The 23,980-nt window shown below is 58.3% G+C and carries 11 protein-coding genes; 3 read left to right on the top strand and 8 right to left on the bottom strand.

Annotation, left to right across the window (positions count from 1 at the left end):
• Window positions 1-130: 130 nt before the first annotated feature.
• A complete protein-coding gene (locus QMX93_RS04240; protein ID WP_282352959.1) occupies window positions 131-1,504 on the top strand; it encodes a DUF1329 domain-containing protein in 1,374 nt (457 codons plus the stop codon).
• Window positions 1,505-1,577: 73 nt separating this feature from the next.
• Here QMX93_RS04240 and QMX93_RS04235 read toward each other — a convergent pair whose 3' ends face one another.
• The 5 genes from QMX93_RS04235 to QMX93_RS04215 form a co-directional block, all read right to left on the bottom strand.
• Entirely contained in the window at window positions 1,578-4,406 is a 2,829-nt protein-coding gene (locus tag QMX93_RS04235) for an RHS repeat-associated core domain-containing protein (protein WP_282352958.1), read from the bottom strand.
• A complete protein-coding gene (locus tag QMX93_RS04230) occupies window positions 4,403-8,845 on the bottom strand; it encodes a SpvB/TcaC N-terminal domain-containing protein (protein ID WP_282352956.1) in 4,443 nt (1,480 codons plus the stop codon). The genes QMX93_RS04235 and QMX93_RS04230 overlap by 4 nt, the downstream gene beginning before the upstream one ends.
• Window positions 8,842-12,687, bottom strand: a complete 3,846-nt coding sequence (locus tag QMX93_RS04225) for a neuraminidase-like domain-containing protein (protein WP_282352954.1) — start codon at window positions 12,685-12,687, stop codon at window positions 8,842-8,844. The genes QMX93_RS04230 and QMX93_RS04225 overlap by 4 nt, the downstream gene beginning before the upstream one ends.
• 26 nt (window positions 12,688-12,713) lie before the next feature.
• Complete coding sequence (locus QMX93_RS04220) at window positions 12,714-16,043, bottom strand: Tc toxin subunit A (RefSeq protein WP_282352952.1); 3,330 nt, start codon at window positions 16,041-16,043, stop codon at window positions 12,714-12,716.
• 226 nt (window positions 16,044-16,269) lie between these two features.
• Complete coding sequence (locus QMX93_RS04215) at window positions 16,270-18,189, bottom strand: methyl-accepting chemotaxis protein (RefSeq protein ID WP_282352951.1); 1,920 nt, start codon at window positions 18,187-18,189, stop codon at window positions 16,270-16,272.
• Window positions 18,190-18,443: 254 nt separating this feature from the next.
• On the opposite strand from QMX93_RS04215, the gene QMX93_RS04210 reads away from it, so the two are divergent.
• Together QMX93_RS04210 and QMX93_RS04205 are read left to right on the top strand one after the other, a co-directional pair.
• A complete protein-coding gene (locus QMX93_RS04210) occupies window positions 18,444-19,115 on the top strand; it encodes a histidine phosphatase family protein (RefSeq protein WP_053116997.1) in 672 nt (223 codons plus the stop codon).
• Window positions 19,112-19,945, top strand: a complete 834-nt coding sequence (locus tag QMX93_RS04205; protein ID WP_282352948.1) for a phosphatase PAP2 family protein — start codon at window positions 19,112-19,114, stop codon at window positions 19,943-19,945. Before QMX93_RS04210 ends, QMX93_RS04205 begins: the two co-directional genes overlap by 4 nt.
• 131 nt (window positions 19,946-20,076) lie before the next feature.
• On the opposite strand, the gene QMX93_RS04200 is transcribed toward QMX93_RS04205, so the two are convergent.
• The 3 genes from QMX93_RS04200 to QMX93_RS04190 all read right to left on the bottom strand — a co-directional run bounded on the left by QMX93_RS04200 (window position 20,077) and on the right by QMX93_RS04190 (window position 23,890).
• Entirely contained in the window at window positions 20,077-21,516 is a 1,440-nt protein-coding gene (locus QMX93_RS04200) for a glycosyltransferase family 39 protein (RefSeq protein ID WP_282352946.1), read from the bottom strand.
• Between the two features lie 69 nt (window positions 21,517-21,585).
• Window positions 21,586-22,173, bottom strand: a complete 588-nt coding sequence (gene rimJ / locus QMX93_RS04195) for a ribosomal protein S5-alanine N-acetyltransferase (RefSeq protein WP_282352944.1) — start codon at window positions 22,171-22,173, stop codon at window positions 21,586-21,588.
• A 310-nt stretch (window positions 22,174-22,483) separates the two neighbouring features.
• A complete protein-coding gene (locus QMX93_RS04190) occupies window positions 22,484-23,890 on the bottom strand; it encodes a DUF2252 domain-containing protein (protein ID WP_282352942.1) in 1,407 nt (468 codons plus the stop codon).
• Window positions 23,891-23,980 lie beyond the last annotated feature (90 nt).

Genomic DNA, 23,980 nt, shown 5'->3' with positions numbered 1-23,980 from the left:
GAGCCTGCTCGCGATGGCGGACTTTCAGTGGCAGTAGTTTTTGCCTGATACACCGCTATCGCGAGCAGGCTCACTCCTACAGGGGATCTGCGGTGATTTGCAGACCTCACTCCCATTTCGGAGATTGATCATGTTTCACAACTCACGATTGACCAAGGCTTCGCTAGGGCTTGTTCTAGGTCTGGCCGCCGGCAGCGTTTTCGCCGCCATCACCCCGCAACAAGCCGAGCAACTGAAAACCACCCTGACCCCCATGGGTGCCGAGCGGGCTGGCAACGCCGCCGGCACCATCCCGGCCTGGACGGGCGGCATCACCCAAGCGCCCGCCGGCTACAAACCCGGCCAGCACCACCCCGATCCATACGCGGCCGACAAACCGCTGTTCACCATCACCAAAGCCAATCTCGACCAATACAAAGCCCACCTCAGCCCCGGCCAGATCGCGCTGTTCAACAGCTACCCCGACACTTTCCAGATGCCGATCTACCCGTCCCGTCGCTCCGGCTCGGCGCCGCAGTGGCTGTACGACAACACCTTGAAAAACGCGACCTCGGCGAAACTGCTCGAAGGCGGCAGCGGCTTCTCCGATGCCTACGGCGGTGTACCGTTTCCAGTGCCGAAGGACGGCGTCGAAGTGCTGTGGAACCACATCACTCGCTATCGCGGCATCTACGTCGTGCGTCGCGCCTCCGAAGCGCCGGTACAACGCAACGGCAGCTTTGCGCTGGTGACGTCGCAACAGGAAGCGCTGTTCAACTACTACCGCCCGAACGGCCAGTTCGCTGACCTGAAAAACATCCTGTTCTACTACCTCGCCTTCGTAAAAAGTCCGGCGCGTCTGGCCGGTGGCGCAGCCCTCGTTCACGAAACCCTCGACCAACTCAAAGACCCACGTCAGGCCTGGGTCTACGACGCCGGCCAACGCCGCGTACGCCGCGCGCCCAATCTCGCCTACGACACGCCGATCTCATCCTCCGATGGCCTGCGCACCGCCGACGACACCGACCTGTTCAACGGCTCGCCGGATCGCTACGAGTGGAAGCTCAAGGGCAAACAGGAAATCTACATTCCCTACAACAACTACAAAGTTTCCAGCCCCGACGTGAAGTACGCGCAACTGCTCACCCCGGGCCACCTCAACCCGCAATACACCCGCTACGAGTTGCACCGGGTCTGGGTGGTGGAAGGCAACCTCAAACCAGGTTCGCGACACATCTATTCCAAACGCGTTTTGTTCCTCGATGAAGACAGTTGGGGCGCTGCGCTGGTCGATCAATACGACGGGCGAGGGGAGCTGTGGCGCGTGTCGATGGCCTACCTGAAAAACTTCTACGACCTGCCCACCACGTGGAGCGCGCTGGACGTTTTCCATGATTTGCAGGCCCGTCGTTACTACGTGCAAAACCTCGACAACGAAGAAGCCGAGACCGTGGATTTCGCCCAGCCGGTACCCGAGGATGCGTACTTTATGCCGTCGGCGTTGCGCCAGCGCGGCACGCGATAACCGACTTGGTGAGCCAGGCCATGCCTCGTGCAGGGCATGACCTGGGCCAACTCGATCAAGGCAGAACGCTTAATCAGAACCGCTTGAAGTAGTTCGCGGGGAACATGTTGCCTATGTCATCAGCCAGCCGGGTTTCAATCTCAATCTGGTTGAGATGCCCCACGGGGACTTCAGCGAAATTGAAGAAATTGAAGCCGTCGCTGATGTTGATGTCGGTGGACTGCTGTTGGGAAGTCAGTTGATGCCATATCCAGGTACTTGAAGCCCCGGTTGAATAGGCCTGCACCAACTGGTCGTTAACCAGCGTCGGATTTTGTTGCGGCTGTTGCGCATACAGCGGCGCGAGCGCAGCGACGTCAGCCATGGCAATTTCATACGCAGGATCCTGCGGCATCCGCGGAGTGACGTTGAGGCTTGAAGCTACTTGGGGGTAGCGACTCTCCGAAAGCAAGTGCGGCATCGGATAAATCACCCAAGGATCAATGACCAGCGGATCCAGGCCAGGGTCTCCCAGTAACGTGAATCTGTGTCCGGGAATTTCCGAGAGGTGAACGGGAAGTAGCTGGCTGTTGCGTGCTGAGGATGAGAGCAGGCTGGAACTGACGACAGCGTATTCATCGCAATTGCCGGTCGCAGCGGCCACTGCGTGTTGTGCCCAGGGCTGCACGGCCGATGGTTGCCCGACGTTGGCGCGCAGGGCATTGGTCATTGTCGAGGACAGCTCCAGACTGTTGGAAATGGCGCCGATCTGATTGCCTGGGCCGTTTGAAAGTAATGAGCGTGTCGTCCAGATCGTGTCATAGGCCAGTCTGTAACGCTCAAGGTCGCCAGGATCCAGATACGCGCTGGAGGCGCTGTGCGCAACCGAAGTGCGTGTAGCCGCCGGGGCCGGGGTTGTGGGCTGGGTACTGAAAGTACCGATTTCATATTTGAAGAGGCCGGCATGATCCTTGTACCGGAGTGGGTTGTTGGCGACGAACGCATACAGATTCAACCCGTCTACCCTCCCGGCCGGATCCGCACTGATCCAGCGTTGGAGCCAGGGCGCGTAGTAACGCGAGCCGTAGTAATACAGCCCGCTGGCATCGCGCTCTTTGCCGGAGTAGCGAACGGCGCGGTAGTTGGCCACGATTTCGCTCCGCGCCGCCCGCCATGCGGTCGAACCAAAAGGGTAATAACCTTCCTCGCTGATGCGTTGGCCGTCGCCATCGAGTTCCAGGGTCGTGCAAGCGGGATGGTCATTAAAGGTGTATCGCAGAGCACCATTGTTGATGGCGTCAGGGCGGCCTTTTTTCCAGTACAGACACGTGACCTGGCACGCTCCCGCGTCGACGGTGATGACATCAAGGGTTGAACTGCTGTCAGTGCGCACTTCCAGTCCCGGCAAATACAGCGTCTGGCGCAGATGTGTGGTGGCGTGGGCTTTTCGAGTTTGACGTTTGCGTACGCGTTGACCAGTGGCGTCGTAGAGATAGGTTTCCTGGTCGGCGTCGCCATCGGCTCGTTCAATCACCGCAACACGTTGCAGTTGGTTGCGGATATTCCACTCCAACGGCTGGCCCGGTTGCAGGGCGAGCTGGTTGCCATTGGCGTCGAAGCCATTGTCGAGATCGGGTGGGACATCGCCCTTTTTCCTGCGCAGGGCGCGGTTACTGCCGACGGCGACTTGCAGGGCGCGGGTGTAGTTGTTGCCTTCAGATTGATGCCGCAACGTTATGAGGTTGCCGCGCGCGTCGTAGCTGTATCGCTGAGTGAAATTGACCAAACGACTGAGGTCGCCGGACGCAGGGAGCCAGGCAGGGAGCGACGCCTGCACGCGCGCGCCTTTTATCTCCCGTCCTGTCGCCTGGATCAGTTGATAAAGGCTGTCGTACTCATAAGTACTGACGGGGAGGATGCGCTGGTTGGTGTGGTGTTGCTCGGCCTTGCTGCTATCCGTAACGCTCACGACATTGCCGACCCGATCGTAGTCGACGTGCATTGATTGCAGGATTCGACCATCGGCCGTGGCCACCTTGCGTTCCTTCACCCAGCCATTGGCGGGCTGGTAAGACGTCTGCTGGGTGATTTTGCCACCGACATTCTGCGAAGTGATCTGTCCCTGCTCGTTGTAGGTCACCTGGTCGAGAATCAGCGTTTGCCCGGTGTCATCGTGCTTTTGCAACGTGATTTTCTTCAGCTGGCCCGCCACATCGAATTCACGACGCTGGATATGCCCGCTGGCGTCTTTTTGCATTCGCAGCTCACCCGTCACAGCGTACTCCCAGGCTGTCGAGAAGCCGGGATCACTTTCCAGCAGGGTTTCCCGCTCTTCAGGGATTTTTGGCCAGCCCCCCGTGAGCGGCTGTTTCAGCAAGCGCCGGGTTTCGCCAATCAGGTTGCCATGCAGATCGTACTCCGCCAACGCTCGACTGCCGGCGCTATCGTCATGACGAACCAGACGGCCGCACAGGTTGTAGCGCGCATTGTCGGCCGAGCCGTCGGCGTAGGCCAAGCGCTCCATGGCTTGTTGTGTGCCTGTGTTGTGTTGCTCGAGGATCACTACCGGACGCATCAGGCTATCGTGTTCGAACTGCCAGTGACTGCCGCGCGCATCCCACTTTTCCTCAAGTTGCCCAGCCTCCCCGAACAGGCTGACGCACCAGCCGGCATCAGCGCTTCGGGTCAGCAGGATCGCACCGGACAGGCTGGTGATTTCGCTGAAATCTGTGATGGAGGGACTGGCATCGACCGTGGGTGAATGGTGCTCGACGGACTGCCGGTAGATGTCGTGCAGGCTTCTGCTGATGCGTGCCTGCGGACGGCTGAAAGGGTCATTGCACAAGTACCTGACCTGGCGGATTTGAACCCCGCGGCTATCGACGACGTTCAGGGTCGGCGTATGGCGATGAAGAGCGCTCATGATGCGTCTCCCGGCTCAAGCGAAAGCGTGTTCTCGAAAGGCTTGTCGGCGTGGGTATCGTTTTCGTCCTCGTTCAGGGTGTACCAAGGGTGATAGGCATATCGGCGCTCATCACCGCTGGCATTGATGACCCTGATCAATCGCCCTGCGGGATCGTAGAATTGTTGATCGCAAAAGCCCGATGTACGTTTTATCGCGTCGTGGCTGTAGCGGTAATCGTCACTGAACCATGGCCGGTAGAGGCGGATGACTCGCCCCTTGTTGTCGTATTCCACCGGTGCACTGACTCGCCAGCGCGCATCAATTTTCTGTTTGTTTTGCAGAGGCCGGCCAAAGCCGTCCTGACTGGCGATCATGATGCCGATCTGTTGCCCGGCAGCGTCCGGGTAGCGATCAGCCTGCAATGCAACACTGTGCACCGGTTCACGCACGGCGTTACTTGTCTCACGCCGCAAGTAGCGTTGCGCCGGTGTCAGGGTTGCGAGTTGCTGCAAGCGTTTGCGGGTGCTGGCGCGAATGAACCCGCCCGGGACCAATTCTCCGGACGCGATCGCCTGATTGCGCCATTGCGACTCTTGTTCAGTATCGACAGGTGCCACCGTTCCCATCCAGCTCAGAGGGGCATAGAAAAATGCGCTGGCCGCTTGTTGCAAGGACTGCTGAGGCGACTCGATGGCGGCGACAATTGACGTGCTCAACGGATGAGCGTCGAGCGGTTTGAAACCCTGTTGCTTGTCGACGGTGTTTTTGTACTGGCTGAGCACGCGCACTTTTCCAAAGCCATCGTAACGCGCTTCTCGGATGATGCCGTTGGGGTCGATCAGTTGGGTGGCGCTCAGGGTTCGATAGTCAATGGCGCGTGTTCGCGTGGTGCATTGATCCGGCAGCGTGATCGAAGTAATCAGGCAATGGTAACGGTCATAGCCGATCGTAGTCGGCGCCTGTTGTCTGCTGGCGCTGAACGTTTTGGGTCTGAAAAAACCGTCCGCGCCCTGGTAAGTGGTGTAATCGCGTCGCACCGACCAGAGGTCTGCGGCAATCGCCCAAGTGTCTTGCAGTGGCGGCGCGATGGTCATATTCCGGTAGCCGCTGGCTTGCAGTTTTTCGCGGATATCAACAGCACGGGGCGCGGTCTGGAGTGTGGCGAAGGCTTTGAGTGCCAAGTCGTTGATCTCGGCAGTTTCGCGATGATCCACCAGCGCTTCGATACTTGCCTGGCCATCGGCCAATGTTTCATCAGTCTTGCTGTCGCGGTAGCGCAGCACCGACAGAGCGGTCAAGACGCGCAAGGGTTTCCAGCGAGCGGTGGCGCTCAGTTTCAGCATGCTTTCATGGTCGATGCCGGCGGGGTCGAGTCCGTCGGGCAGCGGCGACTTGGGCAATCTCAAGGCATGGGCGCATTGTAGATACGGCAATCCCAGGCGATGGTTCTGCCCTGCATCCAGATGAATGAAGCGTTCTCGGTTTTCCTGCACGTAGTAAAACTGCTGTTGATCGTCATGCGCATCACGCCACCATTGTTGTTGCCACTCATCAGTGAAGGGGCTGGCATCAGTGGCCTGTTTACGTCGGGCATAACGGATCTCTATGGAGTGGGTGGTAAACCCGTACTGATCCCATTGCAGATTGAGTGTATGGCGGCATTGCGGATCATCGGCGATCCGCTCGTAATCAAGGCGCACCGTTTCGGCAAGTACGGGGTGCACGATGGAACAGGGACTGTGCTTGCCGCGCCCCCGGAGTTCGTTCAGTTGATAACGATACGTCTGCACTGAATAAGGAACCACTGATCGGGCATCGGCATCGCGGGCGTAAGTTTCTTCGCGCAGGACGCTGCCCGCCAACGCGATGGCCATCTCACGCTGACGGGATTTCCAGTGGGCTGTCGCCGCCTTGCGTTTGTGGGTGTCGGGAGACCAGCTTTCGCCTGTGTTCTGAATGGCAGGTTTTAAGGCGACCGCGTCTTTGTCACGCCAGTCCGAAACCGGCAACAGTGGATCAATGGTGTCACCGCTGTGGAACCAGGTTTTGCTGAGCATTGGCGGGGTATGAGCGCTGTAGGGGCTGGATCCGCTCTCGAGGCTGTCTGTCTGTTCAAGCAATCCGAAACCGCGGAACTCACGCTCTTTGCTGTCGTAGGCTGCGCGTCGGTAAGTGAATTGGCGGGTTAATCGATTGTCGGTAATTTCGTCGTGCACGGTCTGCTCCTTGACCACGGGTAACGGAAACGGCAATCGACAGAGCGTTTTTTTGTTCTTCGCCAGTAACTGTTTTTTCTCATCCAGCCACTCCTGGGCAGAACTGCGATAGCGGATGCTGTGAATGGCGCCCATGTTGTTGTCGGTTGTACCGAGCAAGTACGGTTTACCGTTGACGAAGTCATAGCGCCAATACCTCGTCGCGCTTCCCGGTATCTCGATCACCAGGCTGGAGCAACCGGTTCCCAGCAGGTCGGCTGCCCTGACCTGACAGAAACGATCCAGGTGCAGACCATTCGGCCAAGGCAATTTGATCGGTGCCGCCAGTCCGTTGCCAAAGCAGTTCATGAAGATACGGGCACCATCGGCTTGCAGATAGATAAGGTCGGTGGCGCCGCTGCCATCCAGGTCAGCCAGCAAAATGCGCGATGCATCGAAGGATTCGTAGGCAAAATCAAGTGGGGCAATGACCCGGCCTGTGCCGAATCGGCCTCGTCCAAGATTCGGCCAGCACTTCATTTCGTTGTGACGAATGCGCACCAGATGTTGCTGGCCGCTGCCCAGCACATCGCTGAAGGCCAACAGTTCGCTGGGGGAGTGGTTGTCACTGGGCAAGTCATCGTCATCAGGCATGCGCAGTATGTCGGTTGCCGTTTTGAACCCTGCCTTGCCCAGGCTGGCATTCAGCCTCACGCTGCGGGGACCGATGATGGCCAGATCGCCGAGGCCCGTCCCCATCAGATCGACCAACTGTCCGTTGGCCTGGAAAAACTCTGTGGGGAATGCCTCAAAAGGCGTGAATCCCGACCATTTGCCCCCAGCATCAAGGGTGAAAAAGCCGCTGATGCCCGGTTGGAACATTAGCCAGTCCGGCCGGTCATTGCCGGTGAAATGGCCAAGGATTTGCCGGACTGATTTGTCGGTGTCAGCGACGGGGATGCGTGGCAGTAATTGCGCAGGCAAATAGTCCACACGATCGCCGCCGTCCTCATGGCGTTTGGGGGCTCGGTAATACCATGCTTTTTCAGTCTGCTGAAGAATCCCCGGCAGACCCTCGCCGTACAGGTCGACAAACTGAAACAAGGGCGGATGTTGCAGCGTGTTCAGCACTTCGAAGGGCTGGAACCGGTTTGTCTCGGGTTGCCAGTCAAACGGGGTGTAGGAGAACTCGAGCGGAGGCAGGTAATCGGTATTGCCGTCACTGCCATAGGCCTGATTGAACACGGCGGTCAGCAAACTACAGGACAGGGGCGAGGTCTGGTACTCGAACAAAGCGCGGCGTACCAGTATCGGGCCGCTGGTCATTTTTTCTTCATCGGGGAAATGGTGAAACATCAGCACCTGCCGGCACAGGCGCGTGGTGCGCAACTCGAAACCATAGCGAAAGTCCGAGAACGGATCTGGACGCTCCTCTAAGATGGCTCGCCCCGCGACGTCAGGTTTGTCCTCCAGCGTGGCCGCACGTTCGCCGTAGTCGAAACATAACTCGAAATGGCAGCGTCGATCAGTGGCGGATGGATGGGTGAATGCGTAAAGCTGTGGAGCGCCAGTGACGTTGCCATAGCGCACACGGGTCAAGTAACACTGGATGCCTGTAGCGAGGGTCTCGGCGGTGTACTCGTAAACGATGTGTTCACCGTGGGCATTCATGCTTTCTTCAAGCAACCATTCCGCAACGTGATCAGGGTGGGCCGGATCAGCGCGGCGTGCCGACGGTGTTTTGCCATAGACGTGCTGGTGGCCATCCGCGCTGCCTACCAGCCAGAACCCGACCGGGTTATCAGCGCTCGCCCAGTGTTCGATGCGGTCGAAGCCGCGCTCGACCCGGGGGCGGTAGCGCACCACGCTATGAACGGAGTTTGTCGTATCGTCAGCGTAGTGTTTCCGGGTGGATTCGATCGCACCGCTGTCCTTGTTCCGGTCGGGCATCCAGACCGTGCCTTCGGGGCCGACGAACAAATCCTCATCGTTGTATGCCGGTACGCCCAGGCTGGTGCGCCGGGATATGGTCGGCACTGGCAGGTACCAACCCAGGCCGAATACCCCATTGCCGTGGCTGGAGCTGTAGCGTAAGGACAGTGCTGGCGCATAACCGCGACCTGCCGAGATCGGCAAGGCGATTTCGCAGGTGGCCGCGCCGCTGGAACCGACCGTGCCGATGTCCGCTCCGAGCGATTGAATCGCACCGCCTCCCTTGGGTAGCGACTGCGGGGTTGCTATGAGTTGAGGGTCTTGGGTCATGGCGTGAGCCCTCCGACCCTGGCGGTGTAGCGCAGGTGAACGATGACATCGGTGAGCGATTCGAGCATGGCTCTTTGCGAGTGGTGATTGGGAAAGGACAACTTCCACTTCGAGACCGCACCGGTGTATTCGAACGGCAAGAAGCGCTCATCCTGAAAGTTCAGCATGAACAGGCCGCTGTCATCGACGCCCGTCGACAGTGCAATTTGCTGATTCAGTCTTGCCTGTTTGAGGACAGTCTTGCCGTCGCCGGGCAAGACCACTTCACTCGCGGTTTGGGTCAGCGTGGCGCGGATATCTTCATAAGGGCCGACGATGGCCGGCAGCGAAACACTGATGCTTTTGATCCGGCGCAGACAGTGTCCGGGATAGTCATGGTCGAAGAGCGATTGGCTCAACTCGAACTCGCAGGATCCATTGTTCACCAGCTCGAATTTGATGCCTTGCATCGCCGGGTTGCCGCCATCCCCGGGGACGATGTCATCCCAGGGCTTGTTGATGGATTTCGCCCCGCCTGGCAGATCGTCCTCTTTCTGCTTGAGTCGTCGCAGCGACACGGTCTTGCGAATTTCCAGTTCGCGGTCATGGCACAGCAGGTAGGCATCGTTCATCTTCAGCAACCCAAGCCTCATTCGCTCACCCGGGCCCAGACCCCGATAGGTGGTATTCCATGCCAGATGCTCAAAGAAGGGCGGGGTTGAATCGTCGGCCAGCTCATAGCGCCAACACTGTTCCGTCAGTCGGCACAGGGCGAGTGTCGAGTCATACACCTGGTAGTAGAAGCTCGAGAGCTGATTGGTGAACCACTGATAAAGCTGTGAGTTGGTAAAACGCTTGCTGAGAAAGTTGTAGGCGTTGCGGGCTTGGTTCAGTGCTGCCCGGGTTTGTCGTAATAGCAGTTGCGAGGCGGCTTCCTTTTCGGCCTCCAGCGCCAGTTGGGCATCGATCTGGGCAATTTCCAGGGTGACCTGGTCGCGGGCGAATATCCATTCCTGATGGCGGCGACGGTATTGGGCGGCGCGTTCGAGCGCTTCGCCGGTTCCGTGGGCGGCAGTGGCTGCACCCATTGCCGCTGCTGCCACAGCCATAGGGCCGCCTTCCAGACGAAATCCTCCATCGGCCAGGCCGAAAATATTCGGTACGAGCTTCAATCCATGGCCGACGGCCTGTGCCGCATGTGCGCCAGCCTCGGCAATGCGCCCGGTCAGATGGGCAACGGCGGCGCCGACTTCTTCAGGATTGAGGACTTCATCAACCAGCTGGCCGTAGTAGTCCCGGCGTCCCTCAAGGATGGCTCTACCGGCAAGCAATGCCTCGCGGGACTTGCGGTCGATTGTCAGGGAATGCGTCTGCAGTTCGACGGCCATGTTGGCGATGTCCCAGACATGGTGTTGTTGCAGCTCCAGATAGCTGGCCTGCTCGCTACGTTCGATAAAGGACAGCAGCGTCGCGCCGAACTGGATGACACTTTCCACCGCCGTCATGGCTTGGGCGTGCATTGCGCTGAAGCGGTAGGGTGGAATCGCCAGACCGGAGCGCTGGACGTTGCCGGGCTCCGCCGCTTTTGGCGGATTGGTACTCAATGGATCGCCCGAGTCCGAAGTTGAACCGAAGATTGGAGGGTTTAAGGGCCGGCCGACGATATCGAGATTGTGCCGGAGGTTGTGCAAGCGACTTTCCAGTCTGTCCCAGTGCGCGATCAATACGGGATTGAAGGGCAACCGCAGGTGCGGGGTATCGATGGTATGGATCGACGGTGGATGGGCGTAAGGACGCACGCACACCTCAGGTGCCAGATTTTCCTGTGCCGATATGTCTTTGTTTTCGGTGCTCAGTTTTTTTTCAAAACTGCGCAGATCCGCGTTGATCTCGCTGCTGAAGTCGCCGAGGGTTATCGCGTTCCAGATGTCGGTCTGGCGGATATCCGGGCGCGGCCCGAGCAAATCCGCTGCCCGGACATACCATAGCTTTGCCTGCGATAAACCGTCCGGGGTCAACCGGCGATAGGCGGCATCGGCGCGATTGAGCAAGATGTCGATATGGAGCATGTACAAGGCTTTTCGAAAGTGCACCGGGTGACTCAGTGCGATTTGATGCGGATCCTGCGGGCCCTGAATGGCATGGCTGAGTTGCCCTGGCGCCGGAGTGCTGGAAGTCAGCGGTACTGAGTTCCAGTAATCAGGGCTGGCGCCCGCGATTTTTTTACGACCGGGATTGAACAGGTACTGCAACCAGTTTTCGGCGTGAGCGTATTGCCGCTCCTGATTGAAACGATGGGCCACCAGCCACGGCAAATAGAGAAATAGCTCGAAGAAATAACGACCGTAGGCACCATGGAAATCCATCTGCCCGGCATCGCCGCCCGCCTCGAAGGGCGGCTCGGGCAAGTGCTGTGAACTCCAGCTCAGCAACTCATCCATGCTGGCTTCGGCACGTTCGATCAGGTGCCTGGCGAACGTGATGTTCATTCGGATGGGCGAGCGTTTTTGCTTTTCAGTGACTGTGCTGCCGGATTCCGTGAACTCGATCTCGGATCCGGCGAAGTCGATGAACTCAGTGGTTCCTGTCTTCCCATCGAAGTGAGTGTTGATGCTGGGGGCGGTGCGCTCGTTCTGAAGCGCTTCATGGAGAAATTGCAGTTGCCGTTGCTCACCCGGCGGAAAGTGCTCGGCAAGATTTCTCAGAGGAACGTCTGTGTCAGCCTCTAGCAGACCGCTTGCACGAATGTCGGATCTGGAGATGGCATCCTTGTCGATCTGCGCCGACATCCAGAGCAAATGTTTCGCAGCCTTTTTGACGTATGGCACGTCAGTGACATACAGCGCGACCAACAGGCACGCATTATTCTGATCGTAGACAGCGATAGTCTGTGTGCCCTTCAGCACTTGCTCCACGCTCAGCGTGTGCATCTCTGTATGTAGCCCATAGGCTTGCACGCAGCTTGTGGGCGTACTCCAGCTTCCATCGTATTTCTTGAAACACATATTCAGACGGAATAAAGGGTTGGTCTTGGGCTTCGCTGGATCGCTGTTGCTTGAGGCTTTGTCTTGAAAGATGCATTCGGCCCAGATCACATACAGGCGCTTGTTGAACATCACGGGACGGACAGTGTGTTCAATGGCGCTTTCGGAAAAGGGCAGATCGAAGCGGTTCCAGTCCGACCAGGCCTGGGGTTCGGGCGCATCGTATTGGCTGGTCAGTGACTCAGGGACGCTAGGTCTTTTCGTCATGTCCAGTGAGCGCCAGTACCAGGTGTTCGCCGTTCTGGATCTGGCAACAAAGTAATAAGTACTGGCGCTGAAAACGCTGCCGTCGATGTAACCGTTGACGGTTTTCAGGTTTGCCACTTCTTCCAGCCTGCTCAGATAAGCCAGTACCGTGGTTTGTACAGACTCAATGCTTAACTGGTTCTGGTTGAGGTCGTTTTCCAGTTTCTTGAAGCTCTCGGTGCTGTTCTGGCGCAACGTTGGATCAAGATAGGCCGCCGGGAAATAGTGCAGGCGTTCGTTAGTTGCCCAGCCTTGGTATTCATGCATCGCCGTGCGCCAGGTTTCAATCTGGTCGGGTGCAACGACTGCCGTGTGATACCCCTGCTCCATGCTATCCAGAATGCTGTTGATGTATTGCTGCAGGCTGGCGATAGCGCAAGCCACCGGGCTGGTCGGCACGTCCTGGCTGACCAATACGTCCAGCAGCAAGTGGTGGTAGAGGTCATTCGCGGTCTTGAGCTGCGTGTTAATGTCGCCGCTGTTTGAAACGTCCGAATCGATCAAGGACAGATAGAGCCCGAGCAGCGCGTCACGCAGGCTTTCTTCAAGTTGTTTTTCGATCAGTGCTTTCATGTTCGTTCCTTGAGCATGAGATGGGATCAGTTTCCGCTGGCCATTACCGCCTCACCGACGGATTTCCAGTGTTCTTCAGGGCTGTCGTTCTGCAGTCTGGTCGCGTCAAGCAAGGCCGCCGCGCCGAGGCCGGTTTTTGCGCAGGTGTCGTGACAGCGCACAAGCCAGTCAATGTCCTCCATGGTGCTGGCCCGTGAGCGGGGTAATCGGGCGGTCAACAGACTGACTTGCGCCGGCGTCCAGTTCAGCAGTCGCGCCAGATGAAGGTTGCTGGCGTCCGCGGATGAGCCGGGTTCGTTGGCCAGCTCCAGATAATTCAACAGGCTTTCTTCATCATGCTGATGGGTCGTCATGCAATGGACTATCCGGTCGAGCAGGTAGAGGGTCTCGAGTGACAGCGCCAATGCCGAATTCGAGCGTTGCAGCCAATCGGGATGGTTTTGAAAAACCTGTAATGCCCTGTTGCTCATTTGCAGCTGAACGGCCGCCCGGGCATGGCGCAGGACGGGTTCGAGGGTCGATGCGAGATCGTTCAAGCGTTCCGAGGACAATGCGGCAAGCAGGATTCGGTGGATCGAGGACTTCGCCCAGGTCACTACGCCCTTTGCACATGTCATGGGAAGCCAGCAGGTTTCCTGTAGAAACGTCTCGATCAGATGTTGCTGTCGATCATGGGCTGGCAGGAGCAGGTCTTTGAGTTTTTGTCGGGCGTTTTTCTTTAGTCTCTGGCTTTGCGCGTCGTCGTCGACGTGAATCAACAGCGCGGGTAATTTCTCGAGGGCCGCGTCCATCTTTTCAGAGGCGTCGTCCGTTGCCAGCGGCGCGAAATTTTTCACCAGACCCTTTTCATCGAGCAAGTCGATAGCCAACTCTGCGCGCAAATTCGCACTGTCGGGCAGTGACAAGGCTGCCAACTCGGGTGTCGTCACTACGGCTTTTCGGGTCGCAGCCTGCAGACTGGTGAAGTGTTGCAGCAACTTACCCAGCATTTGCTCGCTGCTGCCTGCCGGCGTCAGGAGCTGCTGAAGTCCCGGGATGTCAAAGACGGACTGCTTGATCCAGCGGCTGCTCCAGTCCATTTGCATCAGGACATCAAGCATGTCGAGATCCCGTGGCGGGCTCTCGGCGCTGGTCAGTGTGACCTTTACGTAGGTTTCAAACAGTGCCCGGTTTGCGCCCTGCCTGGTTAGCGTTACGAAAGGGCTTTGCAACTGCAGCAGTTCATCGAGAGTGCCACCGTAGGTGGACACAGTCCCCGCTAAGGACGTGACGGTATTCGCCGCGACCCCATGAGGCATCTTGAAATAGAGTTCAGGCATCTCCCCGGATAAATTGCGGGGATAGCGGACAGTGATCACGTTGTCGATCGAGTCGGAAAAAAAAGCCGTTCCTATCTCGATGCTGGAGCCTGGAAGCAAGTGCCAGTGCTTCATGTCCGCCGACAACGGGGCGCCGATGGACAGGTTTATCTTGAGCCCTTCAAGATCGGAGCAATCGACCTTGATTTCATGCTCTTTGGTCTGACCTGACACCAGATACGCGGCAATCCTTTCTCCGCCCAAAAGATTCGCCAGCGTCGCACTTTCACTGACGGTGAAGCCGAACAGCTGCGCAATGCGAGCCTGTCGGTAAATGGAGGACAACGTGTGCGCGTCGCACTTCAGCGAGCCCAGTTGTTTCTCGGTATTTTTCACAATGTGCAACAGCGCGTTTTCCGACAGGGAAATACCCAGGCTGGCGCTCAAATGCTGCAGAACCGAATGCGAGAGTGGATCTGTCGGGTTTGACGAAAACGCTCGGCCATCAAGTATCAGCGGCGCATCGAACAAGCGCGCCTGATTGAAGATCCGGTCAAAGAGTGCCGGCTCATTACTGGTCGCGGACGTTGATACAAGGTGCAGTAATGCGGCGAATTCCTCAGCCTTGAGTGAATAGTTGCGCTGAAAATATCGATACACACCGAGTGCCCGAATCACATAACGATCAATTTGCAGCCTGGGTTCCGGTGCGCGCGGCGAGCCCATGGCACTGCAGATGAGGACATCCAGATCGGCGAAGGGCATCTCCAGCCAGCGTTGCAGGCGAATCATTCGATGCAGGCGCTCTAAACGTTGCGCGGTTGCATGTGTGATGCGCGCAGGTTTCGCGTTTCGGTCGATCGTCATCGCCGGGTAGCGGGCGCTAGTCGCACCGTTGACGTAACGGGCTGTACCGGCCCCGAATGAGCTCGCCCCCAGACGATTCTGAGGGGAGTTGTGCAGGGCGTATCGGCCTTGCGCGAGTAATGCCTCCAACTGGTCGGCATTGAGCCCGGTTCGCTCGAGGAAGGTGCTGATGTGACTGAGATCGTCGGTCGTTGCCGGGCCGTAAACAGGTTTCCAGTATTGCGACTGTTGCTCGGCTGTAAACGAATCACTTGCGACGCTCGACAGTGTTCTGGCATCAGGCCAGTCAGTCAGAAGTGCCTGACGCTTGGGTCCCAACCCTGACATCAGGGCCTGTGCCACACGCGGTGAAGATTGCGGCACGCTGCCATAAAGATGGCTTTCATGCTGGCTTAAGGGGAGATGCTGGCTGATGCGATAGTTCAACTCGCCCAGCGCAGTGTTTTTTTCGTTCAGCCCCAACAGGCATTGGTGATGAAAGAATTCGTAGGGAAGGACGAAAGGGAACTGCCGTTGAGCCAGCAGTTGATAGGTCGATTGAGCTTTGTCGGGGGCCGATAACAGCCCTGCGCGAATATTGTTATCCAGCGTTTCGTTGACGATCCTGAGCATCGGTTGAGCAGTGAAGGTGCTTTGATGACTGATCGACAGTAGCGACAGATCCGGGCGTCGTGTAGCCAAAAGAATTCGATCGTTTTTCTCTTCGCTGTTTACTGAGGGACTTGACTCCAGTTGCAGGGCAAACAGGTACAGCGCGCGGAGATAGGCGACCTGCGAATCGATGGCGGCAATCGAATCGACCTTGCAGGCATCGTCCCAGTTTTCCATGAACAGATGGGTATAAGTGGGGGCTTGTTCCTCGGCTTTGCGAATGCTCGACGGATGCCAGTGGTGTTGTGCTTTTCCATCTGAAGTGCGCTGTTCCCGGTAGAGATGCGTGAGCTGCGCCGCGAGACATCTGACATTGTCGAAAAGCATTTTTGTATCGATTGAGGACGACAGTTGGCGCAGTGATTGTCTGGCTTCAACGCCGGCGCGGACCCTGGCGGCGAATTCGGCCTCGGTCAGTCGGGTGATGTCGAAGATCGAGCCGAACTTCAGATCCTTGTCGAAAAGCTCTTTGAACTCGCTCTCCTGATCTTTCGGACTGTGCGTCTGGATCAACGTCTTGAGCAGTGTTCGGTCGGTCATCCCGGTTGTCTCCTTCTCTGTGGAGAATCGACACTACGCGGGACGCTTCAACAGCGCTGTCAGCCATTGCGGCCGTTGGACAGAGGATATTCGCCGCTGCACATCGGAAAGGGATCACGAGGATGTAGGAATTTGAAGGGCGGGGGCGGGACATGCATCGGGCGCTGTAGATGTCGTTGCACGGCTCCAGCGCCGGAGACGTGCAACGGGCAGTTTAGCGGTCGAATCAGACCCGGAAGTGGCTGACCATCTGCTGCAGCTGACCACCCAGGCGCGCCAGCTCAACACTCGATGCCGCGGTTTCATCACTCGCCGCTGCGGTCTGCTCCGAGACGTCGCGCACGTTGATGATGCTGCGGCTGATCTCTTCCGCCACTGCGCTCTGCTGTTCAGCCGCCGCCGCGATCTGCTGGTTCATCGACTGAATATTCGACACCGTGCGGGTGATGCTTTCCAGTGACAGGCCGGCCTTGCGCGTCAGCGCGACGCTGCTGTCGGTCAGTGCGCGGCTGTTGTTCATCACCGCCGAAACCTGCTGGGTGCCGTTCTGCAGACCGGCGACCAGGCCTTCGATTTCTTCGGTGGACTTCTGAGTGCGCTGCGCCAGGCCACGAACTTCGTCGGCGACCACGGCAAAACCACGACCGGCTTCACCGGCGCGTGCGGCTTCGATCGCAGCGTTAAGGGCGAGCAGGTTGGTCTGTTCGGCAACGGCCTTGATCACGTCCATGACGCTGCCGATCTTGTCGCTTTCCTGTTGCAGCACGCTCATGGCTTCGGTCGAACGCACCACTTCGCTGGCCAGACGTTCGATCTGCGCGATGGCTTCGTTGACCACTTTGTCGCCTTCACGGGCTTCGCCGTCAGCGGCGGCAGCGGCTTGCGAGGCTTCCTCGGCGTTGCGCGCAACTTCCTGCACGGTGGCAGTCATTTCGTGCATTGCGGTGGCGACCTGATCGGTCTCGACTTTCTGGCTGTTCACCCCGGCGCTGGTCTGTTCGGTGACGGCGGACAACTCTTCGGCGGCGCTGGCGATTTGGGTGACGCCGTCGCGGATGCCGCTGATCAAATCGCGCAGGGTCACGCCCATGCGCGCGATGCCTTGTTGCAGCACACCGAGTTCGTCGCGACGGGTAACGATGACATTGTGGGTCAGGTCGCCGCTGGCGATGCGGTCGACCACGGCCATGGTTTCGCGCAGAGGACGGGTGATCTGACGGGTGATCAACACCGCGGCAATCACGCCAACCAGCAACGCCAGCAGGGTGCTGATCAGTTGCAGAGTACGGGCCTGAGCGCTTTCGGCGTCACGACGGTCGAGTTGGATCTGATACAGCTGCTCGCTCTGGGTCACGATGGTCGCGCCCTGATCGGTCATTTCCTTGCGCGCCTGCACGGCTTCGCTGTTGGCGTTTTTAAACGCCTGCAAGGCGCTGCGGTAATTGACCAGCGCGGTTTCCAGCTGACGTAGGGCATCTGCCTGAGTGTCAGCGAAATGCACGTTCAATTGCTTGAGGCTGGCGATCGCGACGTCGAGTTGGGCGACGGCTTTCTGCTCGGTGTCGGCGTTGGTGGCGGCCATGTAGCTGCGCACTTCGTAGCGGGTGAGGATGAACGCTTCCTTGGCCGTGGTAATGGCCTGGAACTGTTCGAAACGCTGCTCGCTCATGTCCATTTGCTGGACATGTTTGCTGATCGATTCGATCTGACGGTACGCGACGTCGGCATTCACGCTCATGGCGTCGCGTGCACTGTTGGCGGTGCGGTAGGCGTTGCGCATTTTGTTCAGCGAGGTCTGGTATTCAGCAATGGTCGCCGCCTGCGCCTTGAGCAACTTGACGTTTTCCGGGCTCTTGAAGCTGCTGATCAACTTCTGCTGTTGCGCGGCGAAGGCTTCAAGGGTGGTCTGCACGTTTTGCGCGGCGGTTTCATCGCCGTTGGTCAGCATGTATTGCAGGCGCACCACGCGCAGTTTGGTCAGGCCGGAGTTGAGCTGGGTGATGTCGCTCATCCAGTTGCTGCGGTCGATCAGGCCGCCGAGGCTGGTCCAACCGGTCAGGGCCAGGACGCAGGTCAGGGCCAGCACCAGGCCGAAGCCCAGGCCCAATTTCATGTTCACGCTGATGTTGCCGAACCAGCTATTCATCAAAAATCCTCCAGAAACGTTGGGTTTCTTGGTCGTCGGTTAGGCTGGAAGATTGTTGTTTTTTTGAGCCAGCAATGGTGTTAGCAGGTCTGTATCGGCCGCAATGCCGAGAGCTGAAAGGATTTTGTCCTACGGAATTTGTAACAAAGGATCCCAAGACTTTTTTCACATGGGTTTCACTGGCTGCCCACGCCCGCCTCTGTACCTTCGCCGCATCGAATGACAAGTGATGCATGCCGGTGAGGCGGCTTTTTGTGGAATTGAGACTGAATCTGTTCGGCGTCAAACGCTCGATCGATCTGAGCGGTTTGGCGCGTTTTCGCAACACGTGGGTGGTGTTGGCCGCCTCCGTGCTGGTGATTCCGCTGACCTTGTGGTTGCTGGCACCCGCTGCCGTGCCTGACCTGGCCCACGGCAATGTCGCCGGCGCGCAGGCGTTGGCGCAGGGCTGGGCGCAAGGCGACATGATCGTGCTGGTGCGCCACGTCGAACGCTGCGATCACTCCAAGGCACCGTGCCTGAGCGGCAATGACGGCATCACTCAACGTTCGCGCAGTGTCGCGGATGCGGTGGGCTCGCAGTTTGAACAACTGGGCCTGAGCAACGCCGACCTCTACAACAGCCCGATCGAGCGCACCGTGCAGACCGCTGGTTACATGTTCACCAAGACCTCCACCGCCGCCGATTGGTTGATCAGTTGCAAGGGGCGAATGTTGCAGGAGGCGCTGGCGCACAAAGTGCCGGGGCGCAATCTGATCCTGGTGACCCACAGCGAGTGCATGGGGCAACTGGAGAAAGACCTGAACGTACCGGCCTCCGATCCCGGCTACGGCTCTTCGCTGTTTGTCGCCGCTGCCAATCCGGCGGCCCCACAAATGCTCGGCTTCATTGAAGCCTCCGACTGGCGCACGGTGACCACCCGATGAAATCGCGTTTCTACGCTTACAACTTTGGCATACCGCTGCTCTGTGCAGCGGTGGTGTTTCTGCTGTTCGACATGACCAAAATCGACATCGCCTTCAGCAACCTGTTGTTCGACCCGCTGACCCAGACCTTCCCGCTCGACAAAATCCACTTCTTCGAAAAACTCACGCACAAATGGGCGCGGATCATTCCGAACTGGACAGGGGAAATCGCCGTGATCGGTGCGATGCTCTCGGTCATCTGGCCATTGGTCAGCCCGCAGAAGCGGCCACGACTGGGTGCCTTTCTGCAGCGCAGCCGAGTCGCGCCGGTGCTGCGCTTTGCCGCCGATCACCGTAGGGATTTTTTCTTCGTCGTGGTGGCGTTCGCCGTTTGCACCGGAGTGATTCACTTCCTCAAGGCGCACACCAGCGTTTACTGCCCGATCGAGACCACGCTGTACGGCGGCAAAATGGCTCATGTCGAGTGGTACGAGAATTTCCAGTTGTTCCATGAAGCGGGCGAGGGCCGTTGCTGGCCGGGCGGGCACGCGTCGGGTGGGTTCACCATGCTGGCGCTGTACTTTGTTGCGCGACGCTACCAGTGGCGGTTTTCCAAGGCGATTTTGTGGGGCTCGTTGTTGCTCGGTTTTATCTACGGCACGACACGCGTCCTGCAAGGTTGGCACTACATGTCCCACACGTTTTGGGCCGGGATCTTTGTCTGGCTGGCGTGTTTGCTGACAGCGTTGGCGTTTTATGGACGGGCGCGGCTGGAGATGCCGGTGTTGGAGAAGCATGAGCGGACAGTGTCAGTCGCAACGTCGGCAACAGTTGGAATGCCCATCCAGTGAATAACCTGTGGCGAGGGGATTTATCCCCGATGGGGCGCGAAGCGGCCCCTCTCTTGATTCAAAAGAAAGGGCTGCTGCGCAGCCCATCGGGGATAAATCCCCTCACCACAGGGCTTTGTGTTTAGCCCGATCTAGTCGGTGACAAAGTAATAAGCCTGTCGCCCAACCATCATGGTCTTTAGCACTTTCAGCGGCGCAACAGGCTCAGCATCCGCCGAGATCACCGCCACATTTGTCGCTGCCGCTCCCAGAAACTCCCGCAACTGCGCCTCCGTATCCAGGCCCTTCAGCACACTCTGTGTATAAAACACGCTCGCACCGCCCACCCGTTCATTCGCCTGAAACAACGCCACCTGATGACCGCTGGCCTGCAACGATTGAATGTGTTCCGTCAGCGGCAGAAACGACAGGTGTTTATCCGCATTCGGCAGCGCCCACTGCGCCGCGCCGAGATAACCGGCGATCACCACCGCCAACACGCCGAACGCCAATGCCTGACGCCGACGAGCGATCCAGCCTACAAATCGATTCGCCGATTCGTACGCTTTCAACCGCTCGAACAATACAAATGCATACTCAGCCGCGATCACCGCAGCCGCCGGCGTCATCGACATCAGGTAGACCGTGCGCTTGCTCGACGCCAACGTCAGCATCACAAACTGCGCCACGATCCACAGGCTGAAAAACAGCAGATACCGATTCGCCTTCAACTCTTTACGGAAGTGCCACAGCCCCAGATACACCAGAATATTCCACGGCAAAAACGCTTGCGGCAGCTTGGCGAGGTAGTAATAAAACGGCTCGTAATGGCCGGCCTCAACGAACGACCCGCTGAAACGTCCGACACTGTTGGTCAGCAACACTTCTCTGACCGCTTGCGCACCGCCATGCTGATAAAGCACCACCAGCCAGATCAGCAGCGGAATCAAACCGACCACGGTGAGCAATCCCGGCCGCAACCAATCAGCGATCTTCAAACGCCTGTCGATCAGGTTGTCCGCCAGCAGATAAGCAAAAATCACCACGCCAGGCATCGCCAAACCGAGCACACCTTTACTCAACGTCGCGATGGCAATGCCGACGACAAACAGCAGCGAATTGCCCAGCGTCGGCAGTCGCTGCGCCTGGAAAAATGCCAGCAATGCCGCCGTCACGCCGAGCGCCAGCAGCGCGTCTTCACCGACGCCACGTACGTTGCTCCAGTAACTGGCCATGGTCGCCAGCAGAATCCCCGCCGTCCACGCGACCCTTTTCGGCCGCTCGAAGCGACGCAACATGCCGTACAACAACATCACGCTAAACAACCCGGCCACCGCCGAGGCCAACCGCACCGCCCACGGCGAAACGCCGAACACGCGCATTGCACCGGCGTCCAGCCACAAACTCAGCGGGGGTTTTTCCAGAAACGCTTCACCGAACAGACGCGGCGTCACCCAGTCATTGTCCAGATGCATTTCCATGGCGATGCCGGCGACGCGGGCCTCGGTGGAGCCTTGCAACTGATGGTTGCCCAGCGCAAAGAAAAACAGCAGGGCGGCAAGCAGAAACAGCGAAGTGACGGCACGCGACATGACGTTCAGGCTACCGAAAGGGGCGGGAACTCCGAGCATACGTCGGCAATGCTGAACAAATCGTGAAGCTTAGGCGAGTGGTCGCGACCAACGTTTGTCCGGCGTTTCGAACCGCGGATTGACCAGCGCCGTTAGCACATGATCCTGCCAGCGTCCGGCAATGTTCAGATACGCCTTGGCGTAGCCCTCACGCTCGAAACCCAAGTGCTCCAGCAACCGCGCACTGCGCTCGTTGCCGGGAATGTAGTTGGCCATGATCCGGTGCAGATTCTGCCCCTCGAACATGTACGCGATGCCAGCCTCCAGCGCCTCCTGCATCAAACCCTGGCCCTGATGGGCTTCATCGATGTGATAACCCAGATAACACGCCTGAAAAGCCCCGCGAATAACCCCGCTGAAATTGCACGCCCCGATCATCTGCTGGCCGTCCGGCGACAACAGCGCGAAATGCATCGCCAGTCCGGCCTCAAACGCACTGGACTGAATCTCGAGGCGGCGGCGGATTTGCGCGGTGGAGAAATATTCAGTGGTACGAATCGGCGACCACGGCGCGAGATGGCGCAGGTTGCGGCGATAGAACTCACTTTCGAGTTCCGCCTGATCCGGGGCAAGAATCGCCAGCGTCAGGCGTTGGCAGGGCAGGGTCAACAGCGGCATCGGACGTTCCGGTCGGCGGGGTTGTCAGACAGCATTGCCCGACACCGCAGAAAATACAAACCGGTTTGATGTTCTGTAGGAGCTGCCGAAGGCTGCGATTTTTCGCTCCTGCGTTTCAAGATCAAAAGATCGCAGCCTTCGGCAGCGCCTACACGGGAAACTTTCAACAATGAGGAATTTCAGGCAAAAAAAAGCCCGCAGGAGCGCGGGCGAACCGTAGTTTCTTGAATGAGCGAGCGAACTTTACAGGTTCGGTCGGGCAGGGGCAGTGAAGAAAAATTCATCTCGTTTGCGGCCGCTCTAACCCGGTTCAAGGCAGGTAATCAGCGGTAAAGTCGGCTTCCGAACGTGCGCGCAATCGACCTTTGCGACAGGCCAATTGAAAGCGTTCGAAGTCGCGTTCATTTTGCGCGGTGTAGCTTTGCGCGTACGTCAACAACGCATCGGCGAGCGCATCGCTTTTGCCGATGTAGCCGCTGATATGCGCGGCTTGCCCGGACGCTTTCGCATGCGCGCGGGCCAGGGCGCGACCGCAAACCCGTCCATAGGCGGCGAAGGTTTCAGCGTCGAAGGTTTCCAGTTCGGCGGAGATTTTCATGTCACGCAGTTGCCGCACATAGAAATGCCGACCGTTGGGCCCCGTCGTCCAGCCGAGAAACAGATCGCTGGCCGCCTGCATTAAACGCTGACACTCGACCACGCGCTGACCTTCGTGGCGCACCGGCGATTTGCCTTTGACGTAATCGGCAAGCACCGAGCGCCGCGCCTCCTTGAATTGCAGAAACAGCGGAAATTCCTGATCGTCGGTCATTAGCGCCACCAGACAACGGGTGCCGACACTGCCGACGCCGACCACTTTGAACGCCATGTCTTGCACATGAAACCGCGACAACAATTCGCGACGATCAGGTTGCAGCGTGCCGCGATAATCGCGCATGAACATCTCGTAAAGCGGACGCCAGTCCGACAGTCGCAGCCAGTCATCCTCGGCATTGAGCAACGTAGAGTTGTTGTGCAGATGGAAAATTTCCGGCAAGTCATCGCGAATAACCAGACGCCCGTGTTTATCGCGCTCGCTGATCTTCGGCAGCAGTCCTGCGTGAGTGCGCTGCTCAGCTTTTTCGATAGCGCGCTGCACGTGTTCAAGCGTGGTTTTGCGCGCCTGCGCGAGCAAGTCGGTGTAACTGATCGACTCGTACCAGTTCTCCAGCGAACTCTGTTCGGCGCACTCCAGCAGGGTCGCTTGATACGCGCCGATCATGTCGCGACACACCGACTCTTCGACCGAATCGCCGTGGCGCAAGTCGCGCGCGGCAACCACCAAACTGGCGGCCAGACGTTTCAAATCCCACTCCCACGGCCCGGGATGCGCCTCGTCAAAATCATTAACGCTGAATAGCAGATTGCGCTCCGGCGTGGCGAAACCACCGAAATTCATCAGATGACAATCACCGCAGATCGGCGAAATCAAACCCATGGTCGCCGTGCTCGACAAGTCATGCGCCTGCAACAACGCATTGCCGCGAAAAAACGTAAACGGCGACACCAGCATCCGTCCGTAACGCAACTCCACCAACGACTCGACACGCCCCTGACTCGACGCCTTGATCAGCGGAATCGGATCACGACTCATCTTGCCCGTCGAAGCCTGAGAGCCGCGCGAGCACTGCTTGCGTGCGTCTTTGCCGGTTTGCATTCGGTCTTTTAAGGAAGTCATGATCACTCGGGTGTCGACGTTGAAAGGCATGTGCGCTGTGAGTGTAGAAGCGCTTTCGCACTTCACCCGCAAGGTTTGCACCGCGCGCGA

This window comes from Pseudomonas sp. PS01303 (genome assembly GCF_029959385.1).
GTDB lineage: Bacteria > Pseudomonadota > Gammaproteobacteria > Pseudomonadales > Pseudomonadaceae > Aquipseudomonas > Aquipseudomonas rustica.
This window is presented reverse-complemented; position numbering and strand designations above follow the sequence as displayed.

Excerpts from the sequence above, each read along its gene's own strand:
- QMX93_RS04225 (WP_282352954.1), bottom strand. The coding sequence starts at position 12,687 with ATGAAAGCACTGATCGAAAAACAACTTGAAGAAAGCCTGCGTGACGCG.
- QMX93_RS04230 (WP_282352956.1), bottom strand. The coding sequence starts at position 8,845 with ATGACCCAAGACCCTCAACTCATAGCAACCCCGCAGTCGCTACCCAAG.
- QMX93_RS04205 (WP_282352948.1), top strand. The coding sequence starts at position 19,112 with ATGAAATCGCGTTTCTACGCTTACAACTTTGGCATACCGCTGCTCTGT.
- rimJ (WP_282352944.1), bottom strand. The coding sequence starts at position 22,173 with ATGCCGCTGTTGACCCTGCCCTGCCAACGCCTGACGCTGGCGATTCTT.
- QMX93_RS04200 (WP_282352946.1), bottom strand. The coding sequence starts at position 21,516 with ATGTCGCGTGCCGTCACTTCGCTGTTTCTGCTTGCCGCCCTGCTGTTT.
- QMX93_RS04220 (WP_282352952.1), bottom strand. The coding sequence starts at position 16,043 with ATGACCGACCGAACACTGCTCAAGACGTTGATCCAGACGCACAGTCCG.
- QMX93_RS04190 (WP_282352942.1), bottom strand. The coding sequence starts at position 23,890 with ATGACTTCCTTAAAAGACCGAATGCAAACCGGCAAAGACGCACGCAAG.
- QMX93_RS04235 (WP_282352958.1), bottom strand. The coding sequence starts at position 4,406 with ATGAGCGCTCTTCATCGCCATACGCCGACCCTGAACGTCGTCGATAGC.
- QMX93_RS04215 (WP_282352951.1), bottom strand. The coding sequence starts at position 18,189 with ATGAATAGCTGGTTCGGCAACATCAGCGTGAACATGAAATTGGGCCTG.
- QMX93_RS04240 (WP_282352959.1), top strand. The coding sequence starts at position 131 with ATGTTTCACAACTCACGATTGACCAAGGCTTCGCTAGGGCTTGTTCTA.